The following is a 23169-nucleotide window of genomic DNA, read 5'->3' on the forward strand; positions in this document are numbered from 1 at the left end:
GGGGGGGGGGGGGGGGGGCCGTTCGGCCCCCCCCCGCCCGCCCCCCCCCCCGCCGCCCCCCCCCCCCCCGCGCCCCCCCCCCCCCCCCCCCCCCCCCCCCCCCCCCCCCCCCCCCCCCCCCCAGGGCTCTTCGTGTTTCCGGACCTGGCCTGGACCCTGCACAGAGCGAACCATTTCGCCGGAGCCCGACTACCGTGCGACAGCACGCTGACCTGCTACAACACCCGATGGCGGCGGGCGATGTAGCGCTGCGGGAGGAGCGAGACGGGCCGGGCCGGGAGTGCGAAACGATCTTGTTTTTGGCTGGGTCCTGCCCAGTTCACACAATGTGAACTCTGCCGGTAGGCCAGAATGCGGTCATGCCGACGAAGCAACGGAAGGCGCCGAAGCGCACGAATCCCCTGCTCAGGGCGCCCATTCGGATCGGCGCCCTGGATGCTCCCGCAGTGATCGGCGAACTGCGTGACATCCACGAGAAGGCCGAAGACCTCGACATCGGTGCCATGCCCGCCGACGACGAGGTGTACGGGGCACTCCTCTACGCCGAGGCGCACGTGGGTGCCCTGAAGGAGACGAGTGAAGCGGTGCGGCGCTCCGCGGCGATCAAGAGAGTGCAGCTGTGGGAGTACCTCCGCGAGCAGGCGGAGATCCACCAGGTGAAGGCGATCGAGGCCGCCCGCGCAGCCAAGGCGGAGTGGACGCAGCTGGCGCCCGCCCTCGCCGTGAGCGGAAAGAGCGGCGCCTACCAGAAGGCCAAGCGACTCAAAGCGCTCACCCTCGTCGACGAAAGTCTGAACGGCCGAGTGCTCCGTCGGACCCCGGAAGCTGTCCTGGCAGCGGAGGGCCGGATTGCGGCTCGCGAGGCGGAAGAGCGACGGGCCAAGAAGGCGGCCCAGCGCCGGCACGAGGCACTCATGCCCGTAGCGCAACACCTGATCGACCACCGAGATGGCCTGCCCGATGCCGGCAACGTGGCGGACTGGCTCGATGAAGTCGCCGCGGTCCTCCCCCACTGCGAGACTCCCACACAGATGGTCAGCCTCAGCACCTACGTGGGGGCCGCAGTCCGGGAGTTGAGGAAGACGGAGTCGCGTCAGTCCCGGCCGATCGCGACAACCGACGGAGCTCGGCTCGCGTACGCGGCTGCCGCCGGGCTGTTCCCCAGCTGAGGTAACCAGGCAGGGAAGCAGGTGACGTCAGGGAGCTCATGAAATAGGGCCTGTGGGCCCGACTCCCCAATTCGGGAGTCCCGTCGACCTCATCGCCGCCGGCAGTCCCCTCGAAGCCTGAGCCCGCCTGATCGCGCCGAACGGGGAGCATCGCCCCCCGCAGGGCTCACCTTTGCGGACAGCAGCACCGTCGTCATCGCCGACTACGAGTTCATCGAGGGCTCCCCCGACCGGAACGGCGTCATCTGCCGCGCGCTGCAGGGCTGGGTCATGAACAGCGGCCGGGACACCAGCACGAGCACTACCCGCTTCATCGACCCGTCATCTCGGGGCGAGGCCCGCCTCACTCGCGCGGAACTGCGCGGCCGAGCACCCCTCGCAGTGGCTACGACCGGCCTGCGACATCTGACGGAGGCCTGGTGCCGCATGCGAGCCGCTGCGCGATGAGGCCAGCGCCACCGGTGAGCTGAGCGCGCGCCCGGAGCCCGCCCGCGGCCGTGTGCAACTCTCAGGCCAAGGCGGCCCGAAGAGCCCCGTTCTCAGGGCACGCTTCCCGGGTGCGGGGCTCTTCGTGTTTCACGGCCCGCCCGCCGCAGGGAGGGCCGCCCGGTCTTTACGCCGTAAAGACCGGGCCGCTCGGCTGCAGGGGGAGGAGGCACCCGGAAGTGCACTGGATGAACCTGCCCGCAGGAACCTCTCCCGGGTGAACGATCCCGTTGGAGACCACCACTCAAGGGGCCGATTCGGATTGCTCTGTTGACTCGCGGGGCAGGGTGCCGGTGGCGGCACGCCGGGGCTGCTGCCCGGCCGCGAGACACCACGCGAGACCTTCTTTACGGCGTAAAGACCGGGGCATGCGAGCCAAGAGGCGCCGCGCTCGTTAAGCTCCAGCCCAAGAAACCCCCGTCACGTACCACCATCAGGAGCGGCGAATGCCTGGCGCGCACAACGACTTGTCCGTAGCCGAGCGGCGCAGGCTGCGCGAAGAAGCGCGCCGGAATGCCGAAGAGGAGCGCCAGCGCGGAGCCGGGAAGGATGTCGGCAGCGGCTCCGATGTGCCGATCGGTGAGCTCGTCCACAACCCCCGCAATGCGCGTGAGGAGCTTGAGGGACTCGAAGGGCTGGCCGAGACCTTCGAGTCGGTCGGCCTGCTTCAGCCGGTCGCCGTGATCCCGGCGGATGTCTTCAAGGCGGCCTTCCTTGAACACGCGGATGAGGTCGGCGCCGCCCGCTACGTGGTCATCGGCGGCAACCGGCGCCTCGCAGCGGCTCGGCTCGCCGGCATGGAGAAGCTGCCTGTCCTGGTGAACAGCAAGGCCAAGACGCGCAAGGACATCCTGGTCGCGGCAGCCACCGAGAATCTCGCGCGCGAGGAGCTCAAGCCGTTCGAGGAGCTCGCCACGATCGAGGAGCTCAAGCAGGAATTCGGGACGTACGACGCGGTTGCCAAGGTCCTGGGGAAGACCGCGGGCTGGGTATCTCAGCGCCGCCGACTGCACAACCTGCAGCCTGAGGTCCGCCAAGCGCTCGAAAAGCGCGCAGACGGCATGACGATCGAGCTGGCCCGAGACCTGGGAAAGATCAAGGACCCTGCCGAGCAGGTCCAGGCATGGGAGCAAGAGAAGGCCTTGGCCGCGATTCGCTCGGCTGAACCCAAGTCGGCCAAGGGCCAGAAGAAGGACGGCGCGAGCAAGAAGGCCGCGAAGAAGACGCTTCCCAAGCAGGGCGGCTCCGGGACCGACGGGCTGGAGGAAGCAGTCAAGGCACGGCGTGAGGCGTGCAAGGCCGTTGTGGCCGCCTTCGGCCTCGATGCCTCCCGACTCCACATCATCGCGCTGCAAGCGTCCATCGACCCCGACGAGGCCGTAGCGCTCGCCTCCCAGTGGTTGGGTGAAGCCGGCATCGGCGCTTCGGCCCTCAGCCTCGCATCCCTTACCGGCGATGAGGGCAACGACCGGCAGGTGAGGGCCGCGCTTGCCCTCTCGCTCGCCCATTGCGAGATCCACATGACTCGCGACGGCGGCAACGACGCCGCACATGCCCGCGCCTACCTGGACTGGCTGGCCACGCATGCTGACTACCAGCAGGCCGACGACGCCGAACCCGCCCTCACCGCGTAACGACGGAGACCCTTCGTGACCACAGACACCCCGACCCTCCCGGAGGACACAGGACGCGAGACTCGTGTCCTGGCGTGCACCAACGGCTCCGCCGGCTCCGGGAAGTCGACCACTGCCGCCGCCCTTGCCTACGCCGCCGCCAAGAAGAAGAAGCGGGTCTGCGTCATCGGCTTGGACAAACAGCGCGACATCTCCCGTCTGCTCGGGTACGACGACCCGGACGGAGACAAAGACCTGCCCACCATGTACGACGTGGTGGACAAGCTGTTCACGTTGGCTGAAGCCGTCGTTCCCGCCCGGGACTCCAAGACCAAGGAGGTGATCCCGGAACTCTGGGTCGTACTGGAGTCGAAGCAGCTCGAATCCTTGGAGTTCAAGCTCGCGGGGGAGACTGCTCGGGAGCTCTGGCTTTACCAGATCATCGGTGAATTGCGAGGGCGCTTCGACCTCGTCATCTTTGACTGTCCCGGCGACGTGAAGCTTGCGACGATAGCTGCGATCATCGCCAGCGACGAAGTCGTCGGCTGTACCAAGTCGCAGGAGAAGGAGGCCCGCGGCCTCACCGAACTTGAGGACAAGATCGCCGAGGTGGCGAGGGCGTACGGCCACACGAGCATGCCCACGGACATCGACTGGGTGATCATCACTGAGGGCGTCGACCACAACTCGCAAGGCAAGGTCTACAAGGACATGGAAAACCAGCTCCGGGACGCCTACGGAGACATCGTCCTGGAGACCGTCGGAGACGACGTCAAGGTTCCCGAGGCCTACACGGCGGGTCAGCCCGTGACGCTCTTCGCCCCGAACTGTCGAGCCGCCAAGGCCTACACGAAGATCGGTCGGCAGATGCAGCTGTACCGATGAGGCCTTCGCCGTAAAGACGATGCCCCAGACCCCCGGACCCTCCACCCCGGGGGTCGCGTCTTTACGGCGTAAAGAACCGTGGAGGCGATGCACGAGCTGACGGAGCGCCCAACTGATCACTTTTCGCGGACGATCTGCAGCAGGCCCTGCCTGAAGCCCACTAACTCCTTGCGCGTCGTGGGAGTGTGAGAGCTGTTCAGTTGTGAGGCTTGGATAGGGGAGTGGGACGTGGCTGCGGGGAACGGTGCGATACCCCAGCTGACCCGAGTGCATCGGGTCCTCATCGGCGTGATCGTGACGGGCGCCGTGATCATCGCCGGGATCGGCTTCGCGGGCTCGTACGCAGCCGTCCGCAAGCTCGCGATCGAGAAGGGCTTCGGGAACTTCAGTTATGTGTTCCCGATCGGCATCGACGCGGGCATCTGCGTCCTGCTCGCCCTCGACCTGCTCCTGACGTGGATCAGGATCCCCTTCCCGCTGCTGCGCCAGACGGCCTGGCTGCTGACCACGGCGACCATCGCGTTCAACGGCGCGGCAGCCTGGCCCGACCCGCTGGGCGTCGGCATGCACGCCGTGATCCCGGTCCTCTTCGTGGTCTCCATCGAAGCGGCCCGGCACGCGATCGGCCGCATCGCCGACATTACGGCCGACAGGCACATGGAGGGCGTCCGCATCACGCGATGGATGCTCTCCCCGATCCCGACATTCCTCCTCTGGCGCCGGATGAAGCTGTGGGAACTGCGCTCCTACGAGCAGGTCATCAAGCTGGAACAGGAACGGCTCGTCTACCAGACCACCCTCCACTCCCGCTTCGGCCGCGCCTGGCGGCGCAAAGCCCCCGTCGAAGCCTTGATGCCTCTGCGGCTCGCCAAGTACGGCGTCCCCCTCGCCCAGACCGCGCCCGCCGGTCTCGCCGCTGCCGGCATCAAGGAGCCCCCGATCCTGTTCACCGTCGAGCAGACCCCCGCCCGCACCCGGCCGGAAGGCCCCGCGCTTGAAGCGGCAACGGAGGACGAGCAGAGCGCTGCCGAGCTGGGGAGCGCCGAGACGGAACGTGTAGTGCCCTCGGCCTCAACTCCGGTGCCCGAGCAGCCGGAGGAACCACAAGAATCGACCGAGGAAGCCGCCGAGCGGTTCGCCGAGGCCTACCAGGCGTTCCTCACCCAGTTCCAGGCCGAGCCGACCCCGACGCAGTGGGCCTTCTGGCTTCGCGACACCTACGGCATCTCCACGGGATCCGGCGACCCGCTCTCCGAGGACCAGGTGCAGCCCCTGCTCCAAGCCCTCCAAACCCGCTACACGTCGCGCGCCGAAGAGCCCGACACGTCCGAGCCGATGGCAGCCGACCACGAAACTGACCAGTGGTACGACTACTTCCAGAGCGCCTGGCGCACATACGCGCAGCAGCACGGCTCGTACCCGGACGCCGCTGACCTCGCCGCGTACGTGTACGAGCGGGACTCCATCACGGGGCACGGCGGCCGACCCATCACGGGTGACGACTTGGCAGCTTTCGTAGCGAGCTTCCAAGACCGCGAACTCGACAGCAGTAGGCCGCCCACCGAAGAGACAGCCGCCGATCCCGGCGACCACGTTGCAGGCGAGGCTCCCGCGGAAGAGACGCTCGAGGAGGCGACCGCCGGTGCGGGTTCCCAGGCCGCCAAAGAGAAGCGCACCCCGCGGGTGAACGCCGCCGTCGATGACCCGCCACCAGGGCCGGACAATCCCGCGGGGGAGGGCACGGTCCTCACCACAGTCGATCGCTACTACTTGGCATGGACGGAATACCAGACCGAGCACGGCGACGAGCCGACAGCCGAGGAACTCTCCGCCTACCTCGCAAGCAAGGCCATGTACGGCCGGGGCGGCAAACCGGTCAGCCCTGCGAACCTGCGCCGCTACCTCCTGCCATCCCGCGTCTACAACGTCTGGGCCGAGCACCGGATGCGCAGCGAGCAACCTGCAGCAGAGGCCATTGCGCAGGACTGCGCAGCCCGCGGCATCACCGCTCAGTACAACAGGCCCGTCACCCCCGGCTACATCACCGAGAACACCGACGACTTCGAGCGCCGCTGGCAGGCCCTCGGCCGCCACCACGCCGACGCGCAGCAGTAACTCCGCCACCACGCACCCCATTGCGCATCACGCCACCACGCCACGCCCAACAAGCTGCGCAATCAGAAGAAACCCCTGATCAGCCATGCATTGCGCAGACTTCGAGATCATTGCGCAGCCCTGCGCAATGCGCAGCCGAGTCACTGGACCGACAAGGAGAACTCATGCACGCACTGCGCATCGACCCGGACACCACAGTCACAGACCTCACCCTGACCGCGACCGATGCGCAATCCGCGATCCACGAGCACGTCGGATCCGACGCCGTCGACCAAGGCGTCTACCACCGGCAGGCCCTGCTGCACATTCACGGCAACGGCCTGAAACTCGGGCTTCCCCAGAACCTGGCCGCCTGGGCCCTGGCAAGTGCCTGGCGCGGCACACCCCTCTACCCGCTCGCCGGTCCCATCGTCGTCACGGGCCGAACAGTGAGCGGGGACGTGACGGCGCTCGATGACGACCTGGTGCAGCACGCGAGGGTCGTTGCGCAGACAGTCCGCGACACTCTCTCCAAGTGGCGCGCACGCCCTCCCGCCTCCAACGAGGCCGCCGTCAAGGAACTCCTCGCATACGCGGCCCGCGACGTCGCCTCCCTGCCGCAGTGACGTGCTGCGCACCTGCGCGTCAGTCGGCTAGAGGACCTTGCGCACCGTCGTCCCGGAACCGTTGAGAAGTTCGTGGATCAAGGTCTCGGTCTCCATTTCAAGTGAGCAGTCCAACGACCGGTTGACCTGCTGCACGCGGGTGATGGCGGTGTGCAGCCCCTGCCGGTTCCCGGCCGCGTACTCGATCCGGAGCCAGTCCCGATACAACAGCTCTGCCGTGTCATCGACGTCGAGACCGGTCGCGACGGCCTGGCGGGCCACGCTGAGGTCTTGGTGTGGACCTGCGGGGGTGCGGTAGGCGGCCACGGTATGTGCGACGTCGATGATGCGCGTGATCATTTCCTGCTGGTAGGGCTCGGCCCAGGGCAGAGGATTGCCGCCGAACGGGCGGCCGCGCACCAAAGTCAGCGCCTTGTCCAGATCAGCCAGGCCCGCCGGCCCCAGTGGCAGACCGCGTTCGACGAGCTGCAGGAAGCGGGACCAGTCGCAGCGCACACCGGGGGAGAGCCGGAACGGGTCCTCGCCAGAGCTACGGCGAGGTACGTAGGGGCTGCCGGCAGGGTCGTTGCCCAGGGAACGCCGCAGGCCCCCCGTTCGGGCGTTGAGGGTGCTCGCCGACCAGGGATTGACGGGATCCATGTCGGAGCACAACACGTCCGCGCTCCGCCCGGGCCGGAAGAACAGCAAAGCGGCGAGCTGCGCCATCCGCGGACCGTGACCGGAACTGTCCACGCCGGTCACCTCGACCGGTCCCAGGACGCGGATCTCCGGCGCGTGGAGGTCATGCGCCTCGCATTCCTGCGCTCCTTGCGCCGTGGGGCCCTCGACAGGGGCCTCGTGAGTGTCGGCCTCCACGGCCGCCGGGCGCACTGCTTCGGTGTCTGGGCCGGGCTCGCCGTCAGCCTCAGCCGACGTCTCGGCGGTGGGCAGGAGGCGCAGTCCGGACGGATCAGTGGTGGCGGCGAGCAGGACAGCGAACGCCTCTCCGCTCACGCCCGTTGCCGCTGCTGGCGAAGGGCTTGTGACAGCGGGCATGGGCGCTGTGTCCTCCTCTGACGCGGGCTGTTCGGGCTGCTGCACCCTGTCGGGCTCCTCCGGGATGTCCTTCCAGGGACCCTCGGCCGGGTGGGACGGCTGCCCAGACACCTGCAACGCGGTGGTGATCTGCACGTAGGCGGCGTGCTCCAGGCGCTGCACGGTGATGTCGATGCCGGCGTATTCGAGGTTCTGCGGCTCGCTGAGTGAGGCGTTCAGGATCTCCGCGTCGGGGAAGTGCGCGGCCGACGAACTCGCCGGGGCGATCAGAGTGACGGGGACCGTAGTGGACCTGTCGATGACATCGGCGAACTGCCAGGCCGTGTCCACGTCCAGCGACGACGCGCACAGCAGCAGATACGGATGATGCTGGGTCTCGGGCATCTGGTGTGCTTCCAGCAGCCGTTCGCTCAGATCGCGCAGTGCGTGCGCGGCCTGCCGCATGTGGGCGATCCGCGCCGTGGGCAGCAGATGTGGCAGATCCTCGCCGAACCCCACGGTGACGACTTCCACTTCGCTCGCCCACGGGCTCATCCCGAGCTCCAGGGCGAGCGAGGTGCACACCTCGGTGATGTGGACCGGGTTGCCGCCCAGCAACAGCGCGGGCAGCTGCGCGAGGTTGACCAGCAGCAGGTCGCCCGCCTCGGTGGTGCCGATCGTGACGAGCCCCGGATACGGCGCCGGCACCTGACGGGCGGTCTCCTGGTCCAGGAGCACGGCATCGGAGGGCAGGACCCACCAGCCGGCCTGCCCGGAGACGAAGGGCGCCTGCGGTTCCGCGGCGAGGTCCTCGGGCAGCACCTCCAGCGAGCGGGCCCCGATCCGGGCCGCCCGCAGTGGCGGCAGGAGCGCGGCGTCCTCCCGCTGCTGCGACAACTGGTGGGCCAGGGTCCGCAGCGCCACGTCCAAGCGGGCTGCCCCTCCTGGCTCGGCGGCGGCTGCCAACTGGGCTTCGGCCCTGGACGTCTCGGATGCGATGGCGATCGTCTCGCCGGGTTTGCGGCGGCGGCGTTGGAGGGTCCTGCGCAGGGCAAGGGCGCCGGTGATGGCTGCGGCCAGCAGCGCGCCGGCGCCGAGAACGGTGCGTAGGTTCAGCAGGCCGCTGGCCGCCACCGTCGCCGGAGGCTCGGACCCCGTAGTGGCGGGAGAGGAGGCGGCTGAGCCGGACGATTCAGCCGGCGCCGAAGGGGAACCGGCAGGGGGCGAGACTCCGGCGCTGGGCCCGGACGTCGTCGCGGAGGCCGGTGCGCTGGGCGCCGACGACTCTGGTGCAGGCGGGTTGGTGGTCTGACTCGGCGCGGGCGCCTGCTCATCCCCCGAACCCTGGTCCGGCTTCTGTTCGCCGTCGGGGCTCTGGGAGGCCGGGGGAGCGGCCTCCTCGCTGCCCGACTCATCACCCTGGTCGCGGTCCTGGGACGGCTGGTCGGGCAGGGCGCCAGGCACAGTGACCTTCTGCCCCGCGTAGATGACGTCCGGGTCGGTGATGGCGGGCAGGCCGTCCGGCTGTGCCTTTCCCCGGCTTGCCTCGAACAACTGAGGCCACTCGCTGCCGTCGCCGAGCTCCTCCTCCGCGATCTTCGACAGGTAGTCGCCGGAGTCGACGGTGACCACGTGCTCGCTCTCCTCCTCGGCAGCCGGAGCGCCGTCACCCAACTGGGCACGGACACCTCCCGCAGTACCGCCGGTATCGGGCATCTGGAGCTGCCAGCCGGGTTGCAGAAAGCTGTTCGCGTGGAAGACCTGGCCGTCGACCATGGTCCGGCCCTCGTTCAGGGCTGCGATATCCCGCCACCGCTCACCGTCCCCCAACTCCCGTTCAGCGATGCCCCACAGGCTCTCCGCGGGCCGCGTCTCGTGCACTGTGTACGAGGTGCGGGACGTCGAGGTACTCGCGGCGGGTACCGGGGCCCGCCCGGCTTCGGTGGCTTGCGGGGCCTGTGCCGCCTGGCCGGGGATGATGGCCGCGGTGGTGGCCGGCGCGGCCTGCGCGTCGGAAGCCAGGGCCGAACTCGTGGGCAGCAGCACCAGGATGCTGCCGATCAGAAGAGCGGCGGCCCGCTGCGAGGAGCCCAGAGCGCGCGGGACGTGCCACGTCCTGCCGCGCAGCTGCGCGATCAGCTCACGGACCGCACAGAACGCGAACTGCGCCCACCCGATCCAGCCCACCGCGACAAGCAGCAGCAGAAATACCGCCCCCGTGTCCTGCCGGTCCAGCAAATGCGTGACGTCGTCTTGAGTGGATCCCCAGATGACCGGGGTGGCCCAGGCCAGCAGCAGCGGCAGCCCGCCGACCGCGGCAGCCAGGACGAGCAGGCTCAGCACGGCCTTGAGGACACGGGCCAGGGTGCGGCCGGCCGTCGCGGCGGGGGAGGGGGTGGTGCGCATCAGTTTCCTTCAGGAGCAGTGACGCCATGCAGGAGGGTGGCCTTGCCACGGCCGGTCACCGACAACGAGCCGATCCCCACCGCCGACAGGAACTTCGTGTCGTACGAGCCGGTGACGACGACGCTGAGAGTCTTGCCGTCGCCGGACACGCTGACCGTGCCGGTGGCGCCGACGGAGCGCAAGTAGGCCTGAGCGGAGGCCTGGGCGTCCTGCGGATCCACCACGATCGCGTTGCCGCTGATCGCCTCGGCAGGGTCGATGGCCTGCCCGCCCGCCCGGGCGGCCTCGCCGGCGACGAAGTCGGCACGTTCGGTGGCGCGCATCTTGCTGCCGCCGTCGACAGCAACGCCGATGATCCCGATCAGCGCGATGACGCACACCGCGACGAACACGGTGACACCTCCACGATCGTCCAACCGTGCCCGGGACAGACCCATCTGACGAAAGACCATCAGTCACCTCGCTGCCGGTACTGATCCACTACCGAGACCGCCGTCGACGTAAGCGTCCGGGCCCCGGGCACGCCCGGCAGCAGCAGGTCGGACAGGTTGACCGTGCAGTTCACGGTCACGCTGACCGTCCCGACCTGGCCCACCGGCACGCTGAGACCGCCCGTGTTGATGTTGACGCTGGTCGACGCGCACTTGATGCCCTGGTCGTTCAGGGACTCGGCGGCCGCCGCCTGCGCGGCGCCCAGGGCCGCGCCCGCGGTGCGGTGGATGGACGCCTCCCTGGCAGCGTCCTCGGCTGCTGCGTCGATCTTCGACCCAGAGGTGACGAGGCGTCCGCCGGCGATCGCCAGACACAGGAACATGATCAGTGACGGGAGGACGATGGCAGCCTCAATCGCGACACTCCCCCCATCGCCGTGCCCTCTGCGAGCCCATCGGGCCATGTATCGCATGTGGTTCACCCTCCCGGTACCGTCCAGCGCTCCACCGGACCGGACGCCGACTGCGTGACCTGCAGACCCGAGACGCCCGGGATCATCGACATGGCGGTGCCGGATACCTGCACCCGCACCCGCTGCCCGTCGCTGCTGGCAGTGACGCTGTAGCCGCGCAGACTGTCACCCGCGACACGCCCCAACACGTCCCGAGCCTGCGCCGCACCCTCCGCCGGGCTCGACTCGTAGGCGCGGGCCGCGGTGAGGCCCTCGCGGGCGGCGGTCAGGGCGATCTGCCGCGCGTAGTACCACATCGAGGCCTGGACGACGGCGATGGTGGCGAGCAGAACGAACGGAAAGATGATCGCCATCTGGATGGAGGTGTCACCGCGGTCCTCGCGCCACCTCCGCCCCACCCACCATTCGATCAGTCGCCCAGGACGGGCCATCAGATCCCCAGAAGATTGCCGTTGTACTTGGCGATCACGATGGCGATGCTCCCGGCGACGGTCAGAGCACCAGCGGCGGCGGCCACCCAGATGATGACGGTGGTGGTGCTGATGTCGCCGCGGTCCGGCCGACGACTGGCCTCCTCCAGGCCGTCTTGCAGACGCGTGGTCAGCCAGTGCACGGCACGGTAGGTGCGGGCTGCGGTGTGCCTCATGATGTGTACTCCTTGTTCCTTCAGAGACTCAGCGAGTCGGGATCTTCTTAGACGGTGAGCAGGCGGATGACCGCGGGGAACGCCATCAGCAGCATCACCAGCACGGCCAACAAGGCGCCGGGGGCGGTCATTTTCTCGCTGGCGACGTTCGCCTCCGCGGCCTGATCGGCCAGCAACTCCGCGTTGAGCGCGGCTGTACGGGCGCGCAGTGCCTTGTAGACGGCGGCGCCGTCGGTGGCCGATCCACGCATGATGTCGGCGACGTCGGTCAGGACCGGCAGGTCGTACTCGTCGGCGAGTTCGGTGAGCGCCTGGTAGGGCGGGATCTTTTCCATCCGGGCCCGGCGCAGTGCGCCCTGCAGATAGAGGAAGGGCCAGCCCTGGCCGACCTCGGCGGCCTTCTCCAGCGCCTCGGCGGGGCCGGCGTCGGCGGCCCGCTTGAGCGCGACCAGGTCGAGGTAGGCGGACAGCGCGTGCGTGAATTCCTCGCGCGCCCGCTTGGCCTGGTCCCGTACTGCGAGGTCCGGGGTGATGAACAGCAGCCCTGCGACGAGGAGTCCGACGCCGGCGGGCACGTAGAACGGCAGGGAGACACCCGCGATGATCCACGGAATGGTGGCGATGACCGGGCAGAGCAGGCCCAGCGCGGCCAAGGCGGCCTTCTTCAGCATGAACTGGCCCGGCCCCTGCCCAAGCAGTGTCAGGTTGGTGATGGGGATCCGCACGCCGGGCACGCGCTCGAGGCGAGCCAAAAGCCACCGACCCCACACCTCCTCGCGCTCCAGCTCCGGCTCAGGGAGGGCCAAGGCGGCCGGGGCGCTGCGCGCGAGAGCTGGCCCCAACGCGGGCTGTGGACGCAGGAGTTCCCGCACGAGCAAGGCGAGACCGGCGCCTACCGTGCCACCGGTCAGTACGACAGGAAGCAGGTTCACGAGGGGACTCCTTCCGGCTCACGGCCGGTGACCGGCACGTCCGCCTCCGCTGCGGGGGCGGGCAGCCGGACGGTGCTGGCCGGATCGGTGATCAGGAAGCGCGGGATACGGCGGAAGGAACCCAACTGCCGCATCAGGGCGAGCACCCCGACGAACCCGGCCGTCAGGAACGCGAGCACCAGCTGGCCGAGCAGCGTGGAGTAGGGCTTCGTGTAGCTCGGCACGAAGAACCCGGCAACCACGATGCCCACGGTCATCACGGTCATCCACCGCACGGTGGTCCGAGGCTTCGCCCGGTCCGCCTCGATCGACCGCTTGCGGGCGACCTCGTCGCGAACCGTGCCCGCCAGGTCCTCCAGCGCCTGGGCCAGACCAGGGCCGCGGTCGTTGACCGACAGAATGAGCGCGGCGACCACCTTGTCCGCGGTGACGTCGTCCAACTCCTCCGCGAACGCGCGGAGCGCTCCCTCCGGCCGCCAGCCCAGCCGCAGCCGGTCGGACAGGTTGATGATCTGCGGGGCAAGCTCCTCCGGTGCACCCTGACGGCTGGTGACCATCGCCTGTTCCAGCCCCATCCCCAGCCGCAGCAGGCCAGCCAGCCGCTGGGTCCATTCACTCAGGGCTTCCAGCTGGCCGATGCGCTCCTGCGCCATCTGCGTGGGGGTGATAAGCCAAGGCACACCGATGACGGCCGCTCCGAGCAGCACGCCCCCCACGAAGTTCCCCGAGAGCAGCCACACGGCCACGAAGACCACGACCGAAACAGTCGCGAATGTCCGTCGGCGCAGCCGGACATCCTCGCTCTGCTCATTCCTGGTGCGCAGCGCCTGCCACCGTTGCCGCAGCGGCGCCCGGCGCGGTGCCGTCGTACCCACGAGACCGGCAACAACGCCGATCAGTCCGCCGATGACGGCCATGCCGCACAGCAGCCCCCAAAGCACGGTCATCGGCCGGCCCTCACCATCAGCGGAAGCGGCGCCTGCCAGGCCCCGTAGGTCTGTTGCAGCAGCGCGGAGTCGAAACCGACGCGGCGCAGGTCGTCGATGCAGCCTGGGTCCATCCTCGGCATCGCCCGCAGGTCCCCGAACTCCCGCCCGGGGGAGAAGATCTCATTGGTGGCGGGACGGCCGTTCTCGCCGATCCCGGTCAGCTCCAGGATGTGGGAGACGTAGCGGTGGCGGCGGCCGCCGATCTGCGTCTCATCGGTCATGTCGACGTACACGATGAAGTCCAGACCGTTGGCGGTCTGCCGGTAGGCGAGCTGCTCGGACAGGTTGTCCTGGGCCAGCGCGTACAGTTCGGCGATCCGGTCGAAGATGATGTCCGGGCGACGCGCGTGGATCGTGCACAGGTTGCCGCCCGACCCGTTCGTCAACGCCTGCATCATGGCGACGACCTCCGGGCCGCGGACCTCGCCGACCACGATCCGCTCCAGCGACATCCGCAACGCGGGATGCATCAGGTCCAGGAGTGTGACCTCGCCGGCGCCGCGGCCGGTGACGTCCTTCTCCCCGTTGGACTCGCGACCCACCAGGGAGACCACCTGCCGGTGGTAGCCGTTGGCGTGGGCGAACAGCTCGTCCTCGGTCTGGATGGTGGCAAATCGAGTCTCCGGGTCGAACTCCTTGAGCATCGCCCGCAGCAGCGTGGTCTTCCCGGCCTTCTGCTTCCCCGCGATCATGATGTTCTTCTCCGCGCGCACGCACGCGCCGAGGAACTGCCGCAGGATCGGGTCGATCGTGCCCAACTGCACCATGTCGTCCAGGCCAGCATCCGAGACGCGGTGCCGGCGGATGACGGCATAGGTCATCGGGCCCAGACCTGTGATCGCCTGGAGTCGGGAGCCGTCCTGCATGGACAGCGCGAGCAGCGGGTTCGCGGTGGAGATGGTGCGCTCGTTTTGCCCGGAACCCCGGGCCAACTCCCGCAGCAGCTCCAGCAGTTCCTCCTCCGAGTCGGCGATCGGTCCGACCATGCGGCGTTCGCCGTCCCCGTAGTCGAGCCACACCTCGCCCGGGCCCTGAATGAGGATGTCCTCGACCCGGTCATCGTCCAGATACGGCTGGAGCCGGCCGGCCCGGAAGAGCAGGTCATAGACGGCACGCCGCAGTGCTTCGTCTTCTTGCGGCGCCATCGCTGCCGCGTCCGACCACACCGCGACTGCCTCGTTGATCCAGTCCAGGCAGCGCTGTTCCTCGCTGGCCCGGTCCATATCAGGCGTCGACTTCAGCAACTCCTCGCGCTGCTTGGCGACCTGGCCGGCGATGTGCCGGGCAACCTTGTAGTCGACGGTGACCTGCGGCGTGGCGGTGCCGAGCACGTGAGTACTTGAGGCAGTGCCGGCGTGGGTGCCGTTCGCCTGCTGGAGCCAAGCCTGTTGGGGGCGGCCGGGCGGCGGAGACCCGATGGGATCGTTGTGCAAGGGCTTACCGCGCACGGGTCACCTCCCCGCCCGCGGCGAACGTGCCGCGGGGATCGAGGCGGGCCCGGCGCAAAGCGGCCCGCTGCACCAGCAGGGTGCTGCCCGTGCGGGCAGCCTTCATCAGCGCCGACTTGGTGAAGTGACGCGGCTGTTCGGCACCGTCGGAGAGCACGCGGGCATCCTTCGGCGCGTACGGCAGGGTCGCCACCACCGGGACCTGCAGCACCCGCTGCACCTCGCCCGCGGGATACGGGCCCTCATTGATCAACACCACGCCTACGTCACCGACCCGCTCCTCCAGAGCGCGCACCCGGCCCTCGGCCGCCTGAAGGCAGCGCAGGGTGTTGCGCACGACCACGATCACGGCGTCGGCCTGCTCGGCCAGGACGCCGGGCGGACCGAAGGCGCCCCGGCGGCCGAGGTCGATCAGGACGTCGTGGTTGGTCTGGGCGTCGATGCCGCGGAACATCTGCGCCAGGACCTTCCAGACCGAGCCCAGGCTCGCCGCCTGCGCGGGGTCGGTGATGCCGGGCAGCAGCAACCGGTCACGCGGTGATTCCGTCATGCCGTCCTCGCCGCTCAGGTCGATCAACTGACGCCAGAAGGCGTCGCTGAACTCGCCTTTGCGGGCGGCGACGGACACGTTGCGCAGCCCGTACCGGTCGCCCAGGGTGCCCTGGAGCAGCCCGTGCAGCACTGCCCCGCCGTCGGGGTCGCATTCGGCGAGGATCATCCGCCGGCCCGGCTCCAGCGGCCACGACAGCAGCATGGCGAGAGCGGTCGTGGTCACGCCGGGTGCGCCACTGCAGCCTGCCAACGCGATCACAGCCATCAGTTGCCGTCCGGAGCGGCGAGGACCAGGCGCAGCGTGCCGGCCGACACCCATGCGGCGGCGGTGGGGCCGTCCTGCGCGGTGGTGGCGACGTCGACGACCACGATCCCGGTGCCGGGGGCGGCGCCCGAAGCCTTCACGACCCGCCCGTCGATGGTTTCCGGCGGGGTGTTGGACGTCTCGCCAGTGTCCGTTGCACCCTGGGCCGGAACGTGGACCAGTTGTACCTTCTGGCCCGGCACCAGAGCGGTCGCGGGGATCTGTTTGGGCTCCAGCCCGATCGGCACCAGTTGCTCGCCGGCCTTCACCAAAGAGTCCTTCGTCACCTGTGAGGGGGTGAGGAGGGATCCGGGCTTGAGCTCCACGGCGGCTCGCTTGCCCACCACCGAGTCCAGGTCATCGCCGCGTACTGCCTTCACGGCCGGGTCCAGGGCGATGCTGGCCTTGCCCAGGTCGTCCTCGGTCACGACCTGGCCGACCTGGACGTCCCGGATGACCGTCACCACCTCGGTGCGGTTGCCGACCTGCAGCAGCAGGACGGCGACCCCGGCCCCTCCGGCAGCGATCAGCGCCAGCGACAGGGCGATGACGCCTGGTCGGCGACGGCGGGCCGACACCCGGGGGGGAGCGACGGGCCCGGCGACATGTCCCTGCTGGGGGGCGCCGTTCGGGCTGATTGTGTCTACACGTTCTTGGGTCTTGCTCAACGTTCTGTCCTTCCGGCCGGAGGCATTACCTGACGACCTGCAGTTCGCCGATCGCTACCTGCACGTCGGTTTGCCGGATCTCGGTGAGCTGGCCGGCCGCTCCGCCGCCCTGCCAGTCGATCGTCCACGTCGAGGTCGCGGTGACCGGGAACTTGCCGCCCTGGGCACCGGCTGAGGTCTTGGAGTACAGGTGCCCGCATGACGGTGACTGGGCCATGCCTTCGGACGCCTGGTAGGGCGTGCCCGGGCCATTGCACGTCACGGAGGCGCCGTCACCCATCTGCCACACGATCTTCGAGACCTTCGCGGTCGCGGTGACGGTCACCCCGCCCGCAGTGGCCGATGCAGTGTTCGGCCCGTAGGTCGTGGCGCTTTGGTTGACCCACATCCACATCGGGACACCCACGGTGTACTTCCCGGCGGCGCGCGGGCTGGCGATGTCCGGGCCGAGCAGCGCCATCGTGTCGACCGCGCGCTGTGCCAAGACCGCCGGGTTGACAGCGTCTTGCCCGGGCGGCTCGGCTAGCCACACCATGCGAACAATGAAGAGGTCCTCGTTGCCGTCTGGATCCCAGCTGCAGGTCTCTTCGTACACAGCGCCGTCGCCGGGTTCATGGCCTTCCCAGTCCAGGCTGTCGGCAGGGGGTTGTGGGTCTGCGAGCTTGTAGGTGCAGACCGTCTTGTCGGAGTCGTCACCGCCTGGTGAGTCGCCTCCGTCCGTTCCGCCCGAGCTGCCGCCCGCCTGTCCACCGTCCTGCCCGGGAACTTCCACTTCCACCTGGCAGGTGTACTGGGTGCATTCGGTGCTGCCGCCGTCCTGAGGGTCACCCTCCGCGTAGCTGCTGACGGGGGCGGAGAGCATCGTGGCCAGTGCGGCTGCCGCGGTGACGGCGATACGGCGGGTCAGCATGGTTTCCCCTGGGGCTCGTCGCGGATGACGCGCCACCCTTGCGGATACTCCTCGACCGTGCTGACGATCCAGTACTTCGTCATCCGGTTCTCCGGGAGGGACACCGGCTTCTTGGTCTCGGCATCGACGGTCTGCCAGGCCGAGATGTCCAGGCAGCTGGAGACCGTCGCGTTCGCGAGCTTGCCCGAAGCGTCGACCTTGGCCGTCTGGTCGGTGAGGGCGACCTCGCCGAGGAGGACGTTGCCGCGGTCATGAGCGCTTTTGGCGTCCGCCTCGGCGTTCTTCAAGGCCGCGGATGCGGCGTACTGATCAAGATGAGCGCTCTTGCCCGTGCGGTCGGCGTAGAGCTTCTCCATTTCCTGCCAGTAGCCCGCGTAAGCCGCGATCGCCTCCTTCTTCATGGTCTCCGCCGGGTCCTTGGCAGCAGACGGCGTCGACGATGGCGAGGCCGGGGTGCCCTGGGCTGCCGCTTCAGAACCGCTGCCCGAGGAGGTGCACCCGGACAGAGCGAGCGCGGCGCACAGCGTGAGAGACACGGCGGCGAGATTTCGGACGTGACCAGCACGATAGGGAATCCGGTGTGCGCGATGTTTCACGATGCCTCCCCGTACGACGCGGTGCGGTTCGACCGCTGCTCTGGCCTTTGGCATGGGGGCGGCCCGGAACTGTGGCCTGGCCCATCTGCGGTGATCCGTTTGCGTAGCCGTCAGATTACGCATATGCCAGTCAACTTCCCACCCTGATATTTGAGTTCGCACTTTCAACTCGGGATGTATCCGGTCACTTTCGGAACAGGCGAAGAGATCAAGCAAGGAGGAACCCCCGCTCCAGCTCGACGTCCGAGACGCGTCGGCGAGATTCGTCGATCTCGTGCTGTGCGGCGTGGGCGTAGTGCTTCACAACGCCCACGCCGAAGGCGTTCTGCGCGATCTTGCTGTCCGTGAAGGCGGCCAGGGCTTCGACGAGGTCGCGCGGCACGCGGAGCGAGTCGACCGCCTTGTACGCGTCGCCAGAGACGGGGGGCGGCAGCTCGGGATCGCCTGTGATGCCGTGGTGGACTGCGGCGAGGGCGGCGGCGAGCGCGCGATAGGGGTTGGCGTCAGCTCCGGGCAGACGCACCTCCAGGTGCCTGCCCGCGCCGTGGCCGGTGACACGGATCGCGCAACTGCGGTTGTCGTATCCCCAGGTGAAGCGGGTGGGAGCGAAAGAGTGCGCGACGTACCGCTTGTAGGAGTTGGGGAAGGGAGCGTACAGCGGGGCGAGGTGAGGCATGCCGGAGATCAGTCCGGCGATGGCCCGCCCCATCGTCTCGGTCAGCTTCTTCTTGTCGTCCTGGCCGGCGGCGAACCCGTTGACGCCGTCGGTCTCCAGGGACAGGTGCAGGTGCAGGCCGCTGCCCACGCCGGTCTTCGGCGCGGCCATGAAGTTGGGCATCAGGCCGCGCCGTAGCGCGAGGTGGCGCACGGTGTGCCGGTAGACGGTGTACGAGTCGCAGGCCGCCAGAGACTCGCCGTAGGGGAAGGCGACCTCCAGTTGGCGCCCGCCACTTTCGGTCTTGACCGACTCGGGCGGTGCACCGGCACCGTGCAGCGCGTACTCCAGGTGCTGAATGAAGTCGGTGAGGGCCGGGGGGTGGTCGAGGGCGTAGTCGAGGTTCTGGTCCGCGACGGGTTCAAGGACCTGCTCCGGGGTGCCATCCAGGAGCACGAATTCGCTCTCCAGGCCGACTTTCACGTCGAGTCCGAGGTCCGCGAGTTTGTCGAGCTGGGCCCGGAGCATCTGACGCGGGGCGATCTCGACGAGCTCGCCGTCTGCGTGGGCGACGTCAGCGTGGATGAGGGCGACCCCGGGCAGGTAGGGCAGGAGCCGTATGGCGGCGTGGTTGGGGATGACGGACAAGTCGCCGAATCCGCTGTCCCAGCCGGTGAGTTCGAAGCCGTCCATGGGGGTCATGTTCACGTCGGTGGCCAGGATGTACGCGCAGGCCTCCGCCCCGGTCAGCATCCGGTCCAGAAAGACGGAGGCGTTGAGCCGCTTGCCCTTGAGCCGCCCCCACATGTCCGGGACGGCGAGCATCACGGCGGTGACGTCCCCGCTCTTCACCGCATCGCGGAGGTCATCGAGGGAGAGAAGCCCAAAACGGCGAGGCGCCTGATCGGCCCGGTGGGGTTTCTGGGGGCTCATCAGACCACTTCCCCGGACATGGCAGTCTGCTGGGCGGTGCTGCCGAGCTGGGGAACCTTGTAGTCGCGCTTGCCCTTGGTGATCCACAGGATCCACGCGAGGGCGAGGACCACGAGCAACGCAACGCCTGCGTAGTTGAACGACGTCGTGGTGATGGGTGAGGCCTGGGGCAGGCAGAACACCACGGTCAGGACAGCCACGTAGACGACGGAGATCCAGCCCAGCGGCTTGCTCCAGCGGCCCAGATGCCACGGGCCGGGCACGAAGTGCTTTCCGGCACGCAGGCGGAGGTAGACCGGGATCACGTAGGCGGGGGTGATCCCGATGACGTTGATCGCGGTGACGGCGGCGTACGCGGTCGGTGAATACAGGCTCGGCAGCGCCAGGACCAGCGCGACGCCCACGGACAGCCACACCGCGGCTATGGGGGTGCGCGTGCGGTGGGTGACGTTCCGCCACGTCGAGGAGAACGGCAGCGCCCCGTCACGTGAGAACGCGTACACCATGCGCGAGGCGGCGGCGGTCTCCGCGTTGCCGCAGAACAGCTGTGCCACGATCACGACCAGCAGCAGCCCCTTGGCGACGCCCGTGCCCAGGACGTCGATGAAGATCTGCGCGGGCGGGACGCCCGTGCTGGTGCCCAGGGTGTCCGAGTAGTCCTGGACGGCGAACAGCATGCCCGCCAGCAGCACGAACCCGGCGGCCCAGGACCATGCGATGGAGCGGACGATGCCGAGCGGCGCGGCTGTCTGTGCCTGGGTGGTCTCCTCCGACAGATGGGAAGAGGCGTCGTAGCCGCAGAAGGTGTAGGCGGCCAGCAGGCAGCCGAGGGCGGCCACGTACAGGGGGTTGGTGAAGCCGGTGCCATTGTTGAAGTGGCCGAACACGAAGCTGGGGCTCTGGTGGTCGGCAGGGGCGAAGGTGAGCAGACCGACGATCAGCAGGACACCGGTGACCTGCCACCACACCGATATGGAGTTGAGGACGTTGACCAGGCGCACCCCGCATGCGTTGAGGGTGCCGTGCAGCAGCAGGATGCCCGCGAAGATCATGATCGTGGTCTCGGGTGTGGGCACCAGGCCCCACTGAAGGTTGGCGAAAGCGCCGACGAACAGCGCGCAGCCGTAGTCGATGCCGGCGATGGCACCCAGCAGGCCGAGGAGGTTGAGCCAGCCCGTCACCCACGCCCAGCGGGGGCCGCCGAGCCGCTGGGCCATGTAGTACAGGCCGCCGGACGTGGGGTAGGCGGAGGTCACCTCGGCCAGGGACATGCCGAGCAGCAGGGTGAAGAAGCCGATGGCGACCCAGCCCCAGATCATGACGGCGGGGCCGCCGGCGTTCATGCCGTAGCCGAACAGCGTCATGCCACCGGCCAGGATGCAGATCACGCTGAAGCTGATCGCGAAGTTGCCGAACCCGCCCATCCTGCGGGCCAGTTCGGGCTGATAGCCGTGCGCGAGCAGCACGGCATCATCGTCGAGCAAGGCTTGGGCTCTTCTCGGAGACAACGGACAAATCCTCTGGTCGAAGGCCGAAGGGGACTGAGCATCGTGCGAATGCGGATGCGGTATCTGCGACCGGCGGCGCTCGGATACTCATCGGCGACCACCCGCGACTTCCTGGGCTCTGCTACGCGCCGACAGGAAGTCCGATTTCCACCATTGCGGGTTCGGCGTGACGAGCGTCCACGGTGCGGTGGTCACGTAGGGGCCGATCGCTTCGAACACCTCGCCGGAGTTCCCCTCGCCCGTGGCGGTCAGCCCGTACGCGAGGTAGTTCAGGTCCAGCAGTGAGCACGAGTGGGGGTTGGTGTGCTTGAACCAGCCGTCCCGACCCTGCCGTGCGTAGTAGGCCTTGTCCGCGGTGCTCCAGAAGGCGATCACGCTGGCGGTCTGCCGGTGCTCCAGCCGAAGCCGGTAGGACTCGACGAAGGCGTACAGCGGCAACAGCCTCAGCGGTGATCCCTCCGGTGCGAAGGTGGTCACCCACTGAGCAAAGTCCAGGCCGCCCCGGCCGCGGGCATGGAGAACCTGCAGCATCCGGTGATAGGCCTCGCGGTTGTACGGGTCCCGCTCGTTCACCCAGTCCAGCAGCCTCCACGGCCCCGGCGGCATCATCTTGTCGCGGGGCTTCCACCAGTGCATCTGGCTGTGAGGGACCCGCGGGTCGATGTCTGTCTGGGCGAGGGCCAGAAAGCAGACGTACGGCACGGGATCGTCCGGCCAGCTCTCGGCGGCCGCCTTGCACGCAGACCTGGCAGTCTCGACCGCGCTTATCAGGCGTTGGCCTGACAGCCCGTCGCGGTGAGCGTTGAGCGCCCGTTGGGTCAGTACACGGCCCCGCATCATCAGCGCGTTCGGGTCGTGGGGGTCTTCCGCGTACCAGGAGTCGATCGCGCTGTTGCCGGCGGCGCCGACGGCCAGGACCTGGCTGCGGAACGTACGCAGTGTCCAGTTCGGCCCGGTGCGCAGGAGCAGTTGCCTTGCGCAGTCGTACCGGTCCATCCGCTGGTCTTCGAGGGCGAGACGCAGTTCGTCGTCCCGGCCTGCAGGGTGAACTATGAGGGACATGTCACGACTGGCCATCGGTGCACCCCAGTGGGGGAGGGGTTTCAGAGGAAGAGGCGTCCTGGCCTTGCGTGGGTAAGGGGGACATGGGGGTGAGTCCTCAAAGCAGGAGATAGGGAGCCGCAGGAAGGAGGGCTGGCAGCGGTGCGGTCCGCCGGGTCCTATCCGCGCGGAACTGGAGCGGTGGTCACGCCGAGACCTCTTCGTGGGACACGGCGACCTGCACGTTGTTCGCCAGTTGTCGTCTGTCTGGGCACAGGAGGTGCGGCCTCCGTACTCACGCACCCACCGCGGGCCTCGCCATGCGTTGCTGCCTGACGACGGCTCTGGCTTGGTGGATGGTGAAGCCGCGAAAGCGTCGTGAGGGTCAACCGTCTCGATGAGGATGTCGCCTGTCGCGCGGACCGCCGGGCGGAGCGGGAGAACGTCGTAGGCACACGCACCGGAGTGCCTGCCCGCGTTGTCCATCAGTCCGGCTGATACCCGGGCGATCACGGTTCCCGGCGCGTGGGCCGCCGCAGGCTCGGCAGTCATCGGGCACGGTGCCCATGGGGGGCGAAAGTGATGCTGGGGTGCCCGGGTCCGGTTCGGGCACCCCAGTCCAGATCGAGGACGGGACCACGCCGTGGAGGGCGTAGTCCGGCACTGTGTGCATCGACAGTGGCTCCTCGATCCAGCCCGGCCCACGGAGGGGATCCGTGAACCGGAGTTCCTTGCGTGAACCTCTCCATGGCAGTTTCGGAGTGGGTCCGCACGGGTTTCTGCTTCTGTA

The 23169-nt window shown here is 68.6% G+C and carries 20 protein-coding genes; 5 read left to right on the plus strand and 15 right to left on the minus strand.

From position 1 onward, the window contains the following. Positions 1-359 precede the first annotated feature (359 nt). The 5 genes from ACFYPC_RS35325 to ACFYPC_RS35345 all read left to right on the plus strand — a co-directional run bounded on the left by ACFYPC_RS35325 (position 360) and on the right by ACFYPC_RS35345 (position 6873). A complete protein-coding gene (locus ACFYPC_RS35325) occupies positions 360-1169 on the plus strand; it encodes a hypothetical protein (protein ID WP_391891411.1) in 810 nt (269 codons plus the stop codon). Positions 1170-2101: 932 nt separating this feature from the next. Beyond that, positions 2102-3289 (plus strand): ParB/RepB/Spo0J family partition protein, encoded by a 1188-nt coding sequence (locus ACFYPC_RS35330; RefSeq protein WP_391891413.1) that lies wholly within the window; start codon positions 2102-2104, stop codon positions 3287-3289. A gap of 15 nt (positions 3290-3304) precedes the next feature. Beyond that, positions 3305-4153, plus strand: coding sequence for a ParA family protein (locus ACFYPC_RS35335; protein ID WP_391891415.1), 849 nt, complete (start codon positions 3305-3307; stop codon positions 4151-4153). A gap of 228 nt (positions 4154-4381) precedes the next feature. Next, the gene (locus ACFYPC_RS35340) at positions 4382-6268 is read left to right on the plus strand and encodes a DUF2637 domain-containing protein (RefSeq protein WP_391891417.1); all 1887 of its coding nucleotides are present in this window, start codon (positions 4382-4384) and stop codon (positions 6266-6268) included. 164 nt (positions 6269-6432) lie between these two features. Beyond that, entirely contained in the window at positions 6433-6873 is a 441-nt protein-coding gene (locus tag ACFYPC_RS35345; RefSeq protein WP_391891419.1) for a hypothetical protein, read from the plus strand. 27 nt (positions 6874-6900) lie between these two features. Here ACFYPC_RS35345 and ACFYPC_RS35350 read toward each other — a convergent pair whose 3' ends face one another. The 15 genes from ACFYPC_RS35350 to ACFYPC_RS35420 all read right to left on the minus strand — a co-directional run bounded on the left by ACFYPC_RS35350 (position 6901) and on the right by ACFYPC_RS35420 (position 22400). After that, on the minus strand, positions 6901-10293 hold the full coding sequence (locus ACFYPC_RS35350) for a hypothetical protein (RefSeq protein ID WP_391891420.1): 3393 nt from the start codon (positions 10291-10293) through the stop codon (positions 6901-6903). Then, on the minus strand, positions 10293-10745 hold the full coding sequence (locus ACFYPC_RS35355; RefSeq protein ID WP_391891422.1) for a TadE/TadG family type IV pilus assembly protein: 453 nt from the start codon (positions 10743-10745) through the stop codon (positions 10293-10295). The genes ACFYPC_RS35350 and ACFYPC_RS35355 overlap by 1 nt, the downstream gene beginning before the upstream one ends. After that, positions 10745-11188, minus strand: coding sequence for a TadE family protein (locus ACFYPC_RS35360; RefSeq protein WP_391891497.1), 444 nt, complete (start codon positions 11186-11188; stop codon positions 10745-10747). Before ACFYPC_RS35360 ends, ACFYPC_RS35355 begins: the two co-directional genes overlap by 1 nt. A 14-nt stretch (positions 11189-11202) precedes the next feature. Next, entirely contained in the window at positions 11203-11628 is a 426-nt protein-coding gene (locus tag ACFYPC_RS35365) for a TadE/TadG family type IV pilus assembly protein (protein WP_391891424.1), read from the minus strand. Further along, positions 11628-11843, minus strand: a complete 216-nt coding sequence (locus ACFYPC_RS35370; RefSeq protein WP_391891426.1) for a hypothetical protein — start codon at positions 11841-11843, stop codon at positions 11628-11630. The genes ACFYPC_RS35365 and ACFYPC_RS35370 overlap by 1 nt, the downstream gene beginning before the upstream one ends. A 47-nt stretch (positions 11844-11890) precedes the next feature. Next, entirely contained in the window at positions 11891-12775 is an 885-nt protein-coding gene (locus tag ACFYPC_RS35375; RefSeq protein WP_391891428.1) for a type II secretion system F family protein, read from the minus strand. Then, complete coding sequence (locus ACFYPC_RS35380; RefSeq protein WP_391891430.1) at positions 12772-13722, minus strand: type II secretion system F family protein; 951 nt, start codon at positions 13720-13722, stop codon at positions 12772-12774. The genes ACFYPC_RS35375 and ACFYPC_RS35380 overlap by 4 nt, the downstream gene beginning before the upstream one ends. Beyond that, positions 13719-15212: a CpaF family protein gene (locus ACFYPC_RS35385; protein WP_391891432.1), complete on the minus strand. Its 1494-nt coding sequence runs from the start codon at positions 15210-15212 to the stop codon at positions 13719-13721. Before ACFYPC_RS35385 ends, ACFYPC_RS35380 begins: the two co-directional genes overlap by 4 nt. Continuing rightward, a complete protein-coding gene (locus ACFYPC_RS35390) occupies positions 15202-16029 on the minus strand; it encodes a hypothetical protein (protein WP_391891434.1) in 828 nt (275 codons plus the stop codon). Before ACFYPC_RS35390 ends, ACFYPC_RS35385 begins: the two co-directional genes overlap by 11 nt. Then, on the minus strand, positions 16029-16736 hold the full coding sequence (locus tag ACFYPC_RS35395; RefSeq protein ID WP_391891436.1) for an SAF domain-containing protein: 708 nt from the start codon (positions 16734-16736) through the stop codon (positions 16029-16031). The genes ACFYPC_RS35390 and ACFYPC_RS35395 overlap by 1 nt, the downstream gene beginning before the upstream one ends. Before the next feature lie 25 nt (positions 16737-16761). Further along, positions 16762-17646, minus strand: coding sequence for an ATP/GTP-binding protein (locus tag ACFYPC_RS35400; protein WP_391891437.1), 885 nt, complete (start codon positions 17644-17646; stop codon positions 16762-16764). Further along, positions 17640-18182 carry a secreted protein/lipoprotein gene (locus ACFYPC_RS35405; protein WP_391891438.1) on the minus strand — a complete coding sequence of 181 codons (543 nt, stop codon included), beginning with the start codon at positions 18180-18182 and terminating at the stop codon, positions 17640-17642. Before ACFYPC_RS35405 ends, ACFYPC_RS35400 begins: the two co-directional genes overlap by 7 nt. Positions 18183-18450: 268 nt before the next feature. After that, positions 18451-19830, minus strand: a complete 1380-nt coding sequence (locus tag ACFYPC_RS35410) for a glutamine synthetase family protein (protein WP_391891439.1) — start codon at positions 19828-19830, stop codon at positions 18451-18453. Further along, the gene (locus tag ACFYPC_RS35415) at positions 19830-21254 is read right to left on the minus strand and encodes an amino acid permease (protein WP_391891498.1); all 1425 of its coding nucleotides are present in this window, start codon (positions 21252-21254) and stop codon (positions 19830-19832) included. The genes ACFYPC_RS35410 and ACFYPC_RS35415 overlap by 1 nt, the downstream gene beginning before the upstream one ends. 171 nt (positions 21255-21425) lie before the next feature. Then, complete coding sequence (locus ACFYPC_RS35420; protein WP_391891440.1) at positions 21426-22400, minus strand: hypothetical protein; 975 nt, start codon at positions 22398-22400, stop codon at positions 21426-21428. Positions 22401-23169 lie beyond the last annotated feature (769 nt).

It is taken from the genome of Streptomyces sp. NPDC005808 (assembly GCF_042871385.1).
Taxonomy (GTDB): Bacteria; Actinomycetota; Actinomycetes; order Streptomycetales; family Streptomycetaceae; genus Streptomyces.

Excerpts from the sequence above, each read along its gene's own strand:
- ACFYPC_RS35325 (WP_391891411.1), top strand. The coding sequence starts at position 360 with ATGCCGACGAAGCAACGGAAGGCGCCGAAGCGCACGAATCCCCTGCTC.
- ACFYPC_RS35330 (WP_391891413.1), top strand. The coding sequence starts at position 2,102 with ATGCCTGGCGCGCACAACGACTTGTCCGTAGCCGAGCGGCGCAGGCTG.
- ACFYPC_RS35345 (WP_391891419.1), top strand. The coding sequence starts at position 6,433 with ATGCACGCACTGCGCATCGACCCGGACACCACAGTCACAGACCTCACC.
- ACFYPC_RS35350 (WP_391891420.1), bottom strand. The coding sequence starts at position 10,293 with ATGCGCACCACCCCCTCCCCCGCCGCGACGGCCGGCCGCACCCTGGCC.
- ACFYPC_RS35355 (WP_391891422.1), bottom strand. The coding sequence starts at position 10,745 with ATGGTCTTTCGTCAGATGGGTCTGTCCCGGGCACGGTTGGACGATCGT.
- ACFYPC_RS35360 (WP_391891497.1), bottom strand. The coding sequence starts at position 11,188 with ATGGCCCGATGGGCTCGCAGAGGGCACGGCGATGGGGGGAGTGTCGCG.
- ACFYPC_RS35365 (WP_391891424.1), bottom strand. The coding sequence starts at position 11,628 with ATGGCCCGTCCTGGGCGACTGATCGAATGGTGGGTGGGGCGGAGGTGG.
- ACFYPC_RS35370 (WP_391891426.1), bottom strand. The coding sequence starts at position 11,843 with ATGAGGCACACCGCAGCCCGCACCTACCGTGCCGTGCACTGGCTGACC.
- ACFYPC_RS35380 (WP_391891430.1), bottom strand. The coding sequence starts at position 13,722 with ATGACCGTGCTTTGGGGGCTGCTGTGCGGCATGGCCGTCATCGGCGGA.
- ACFYPC_RS35390 (WP_391891434.1), bottom strand. The coding sequence starts at position 16,029 with ATGGCTGTGATCGCGTTGGCAGGCTGCAGTGGCGCACCCGGCGTGACC.
- ACFYPC_RS35400 (WP_391891437.1), bottom strand. The coding sequence starts at position 17,646 with ATGCTGACCCGCCGTATCGCCGTCACCGCGGCAGCCGCACTGGCCACG.
- ACFYPC_RS35410 (WP_391891439.1), bottom strand. The coding sequence starts at position 19,830 with ATGAGCCCCCAGAAACCCCACCGGGCCGATCAGGCGCCTCGCCGTTTT.
- ACFYPC_RS35415 (WP_391891498.1), bottom strand. The coding sequence starts at position 21,254 with ATGGGCGGGTTCGGCAACTTCGCGATCAGCTTCAGCGTGATCTGCATC.
- ACFYPC_RS35420 (WP_391891440.1), bottom strand. The coding sequence starts at position 22,400 with ATGTCCCTCATAGTTCACCCTGCAGGCCGGGACGACGAACTGCGTCTC.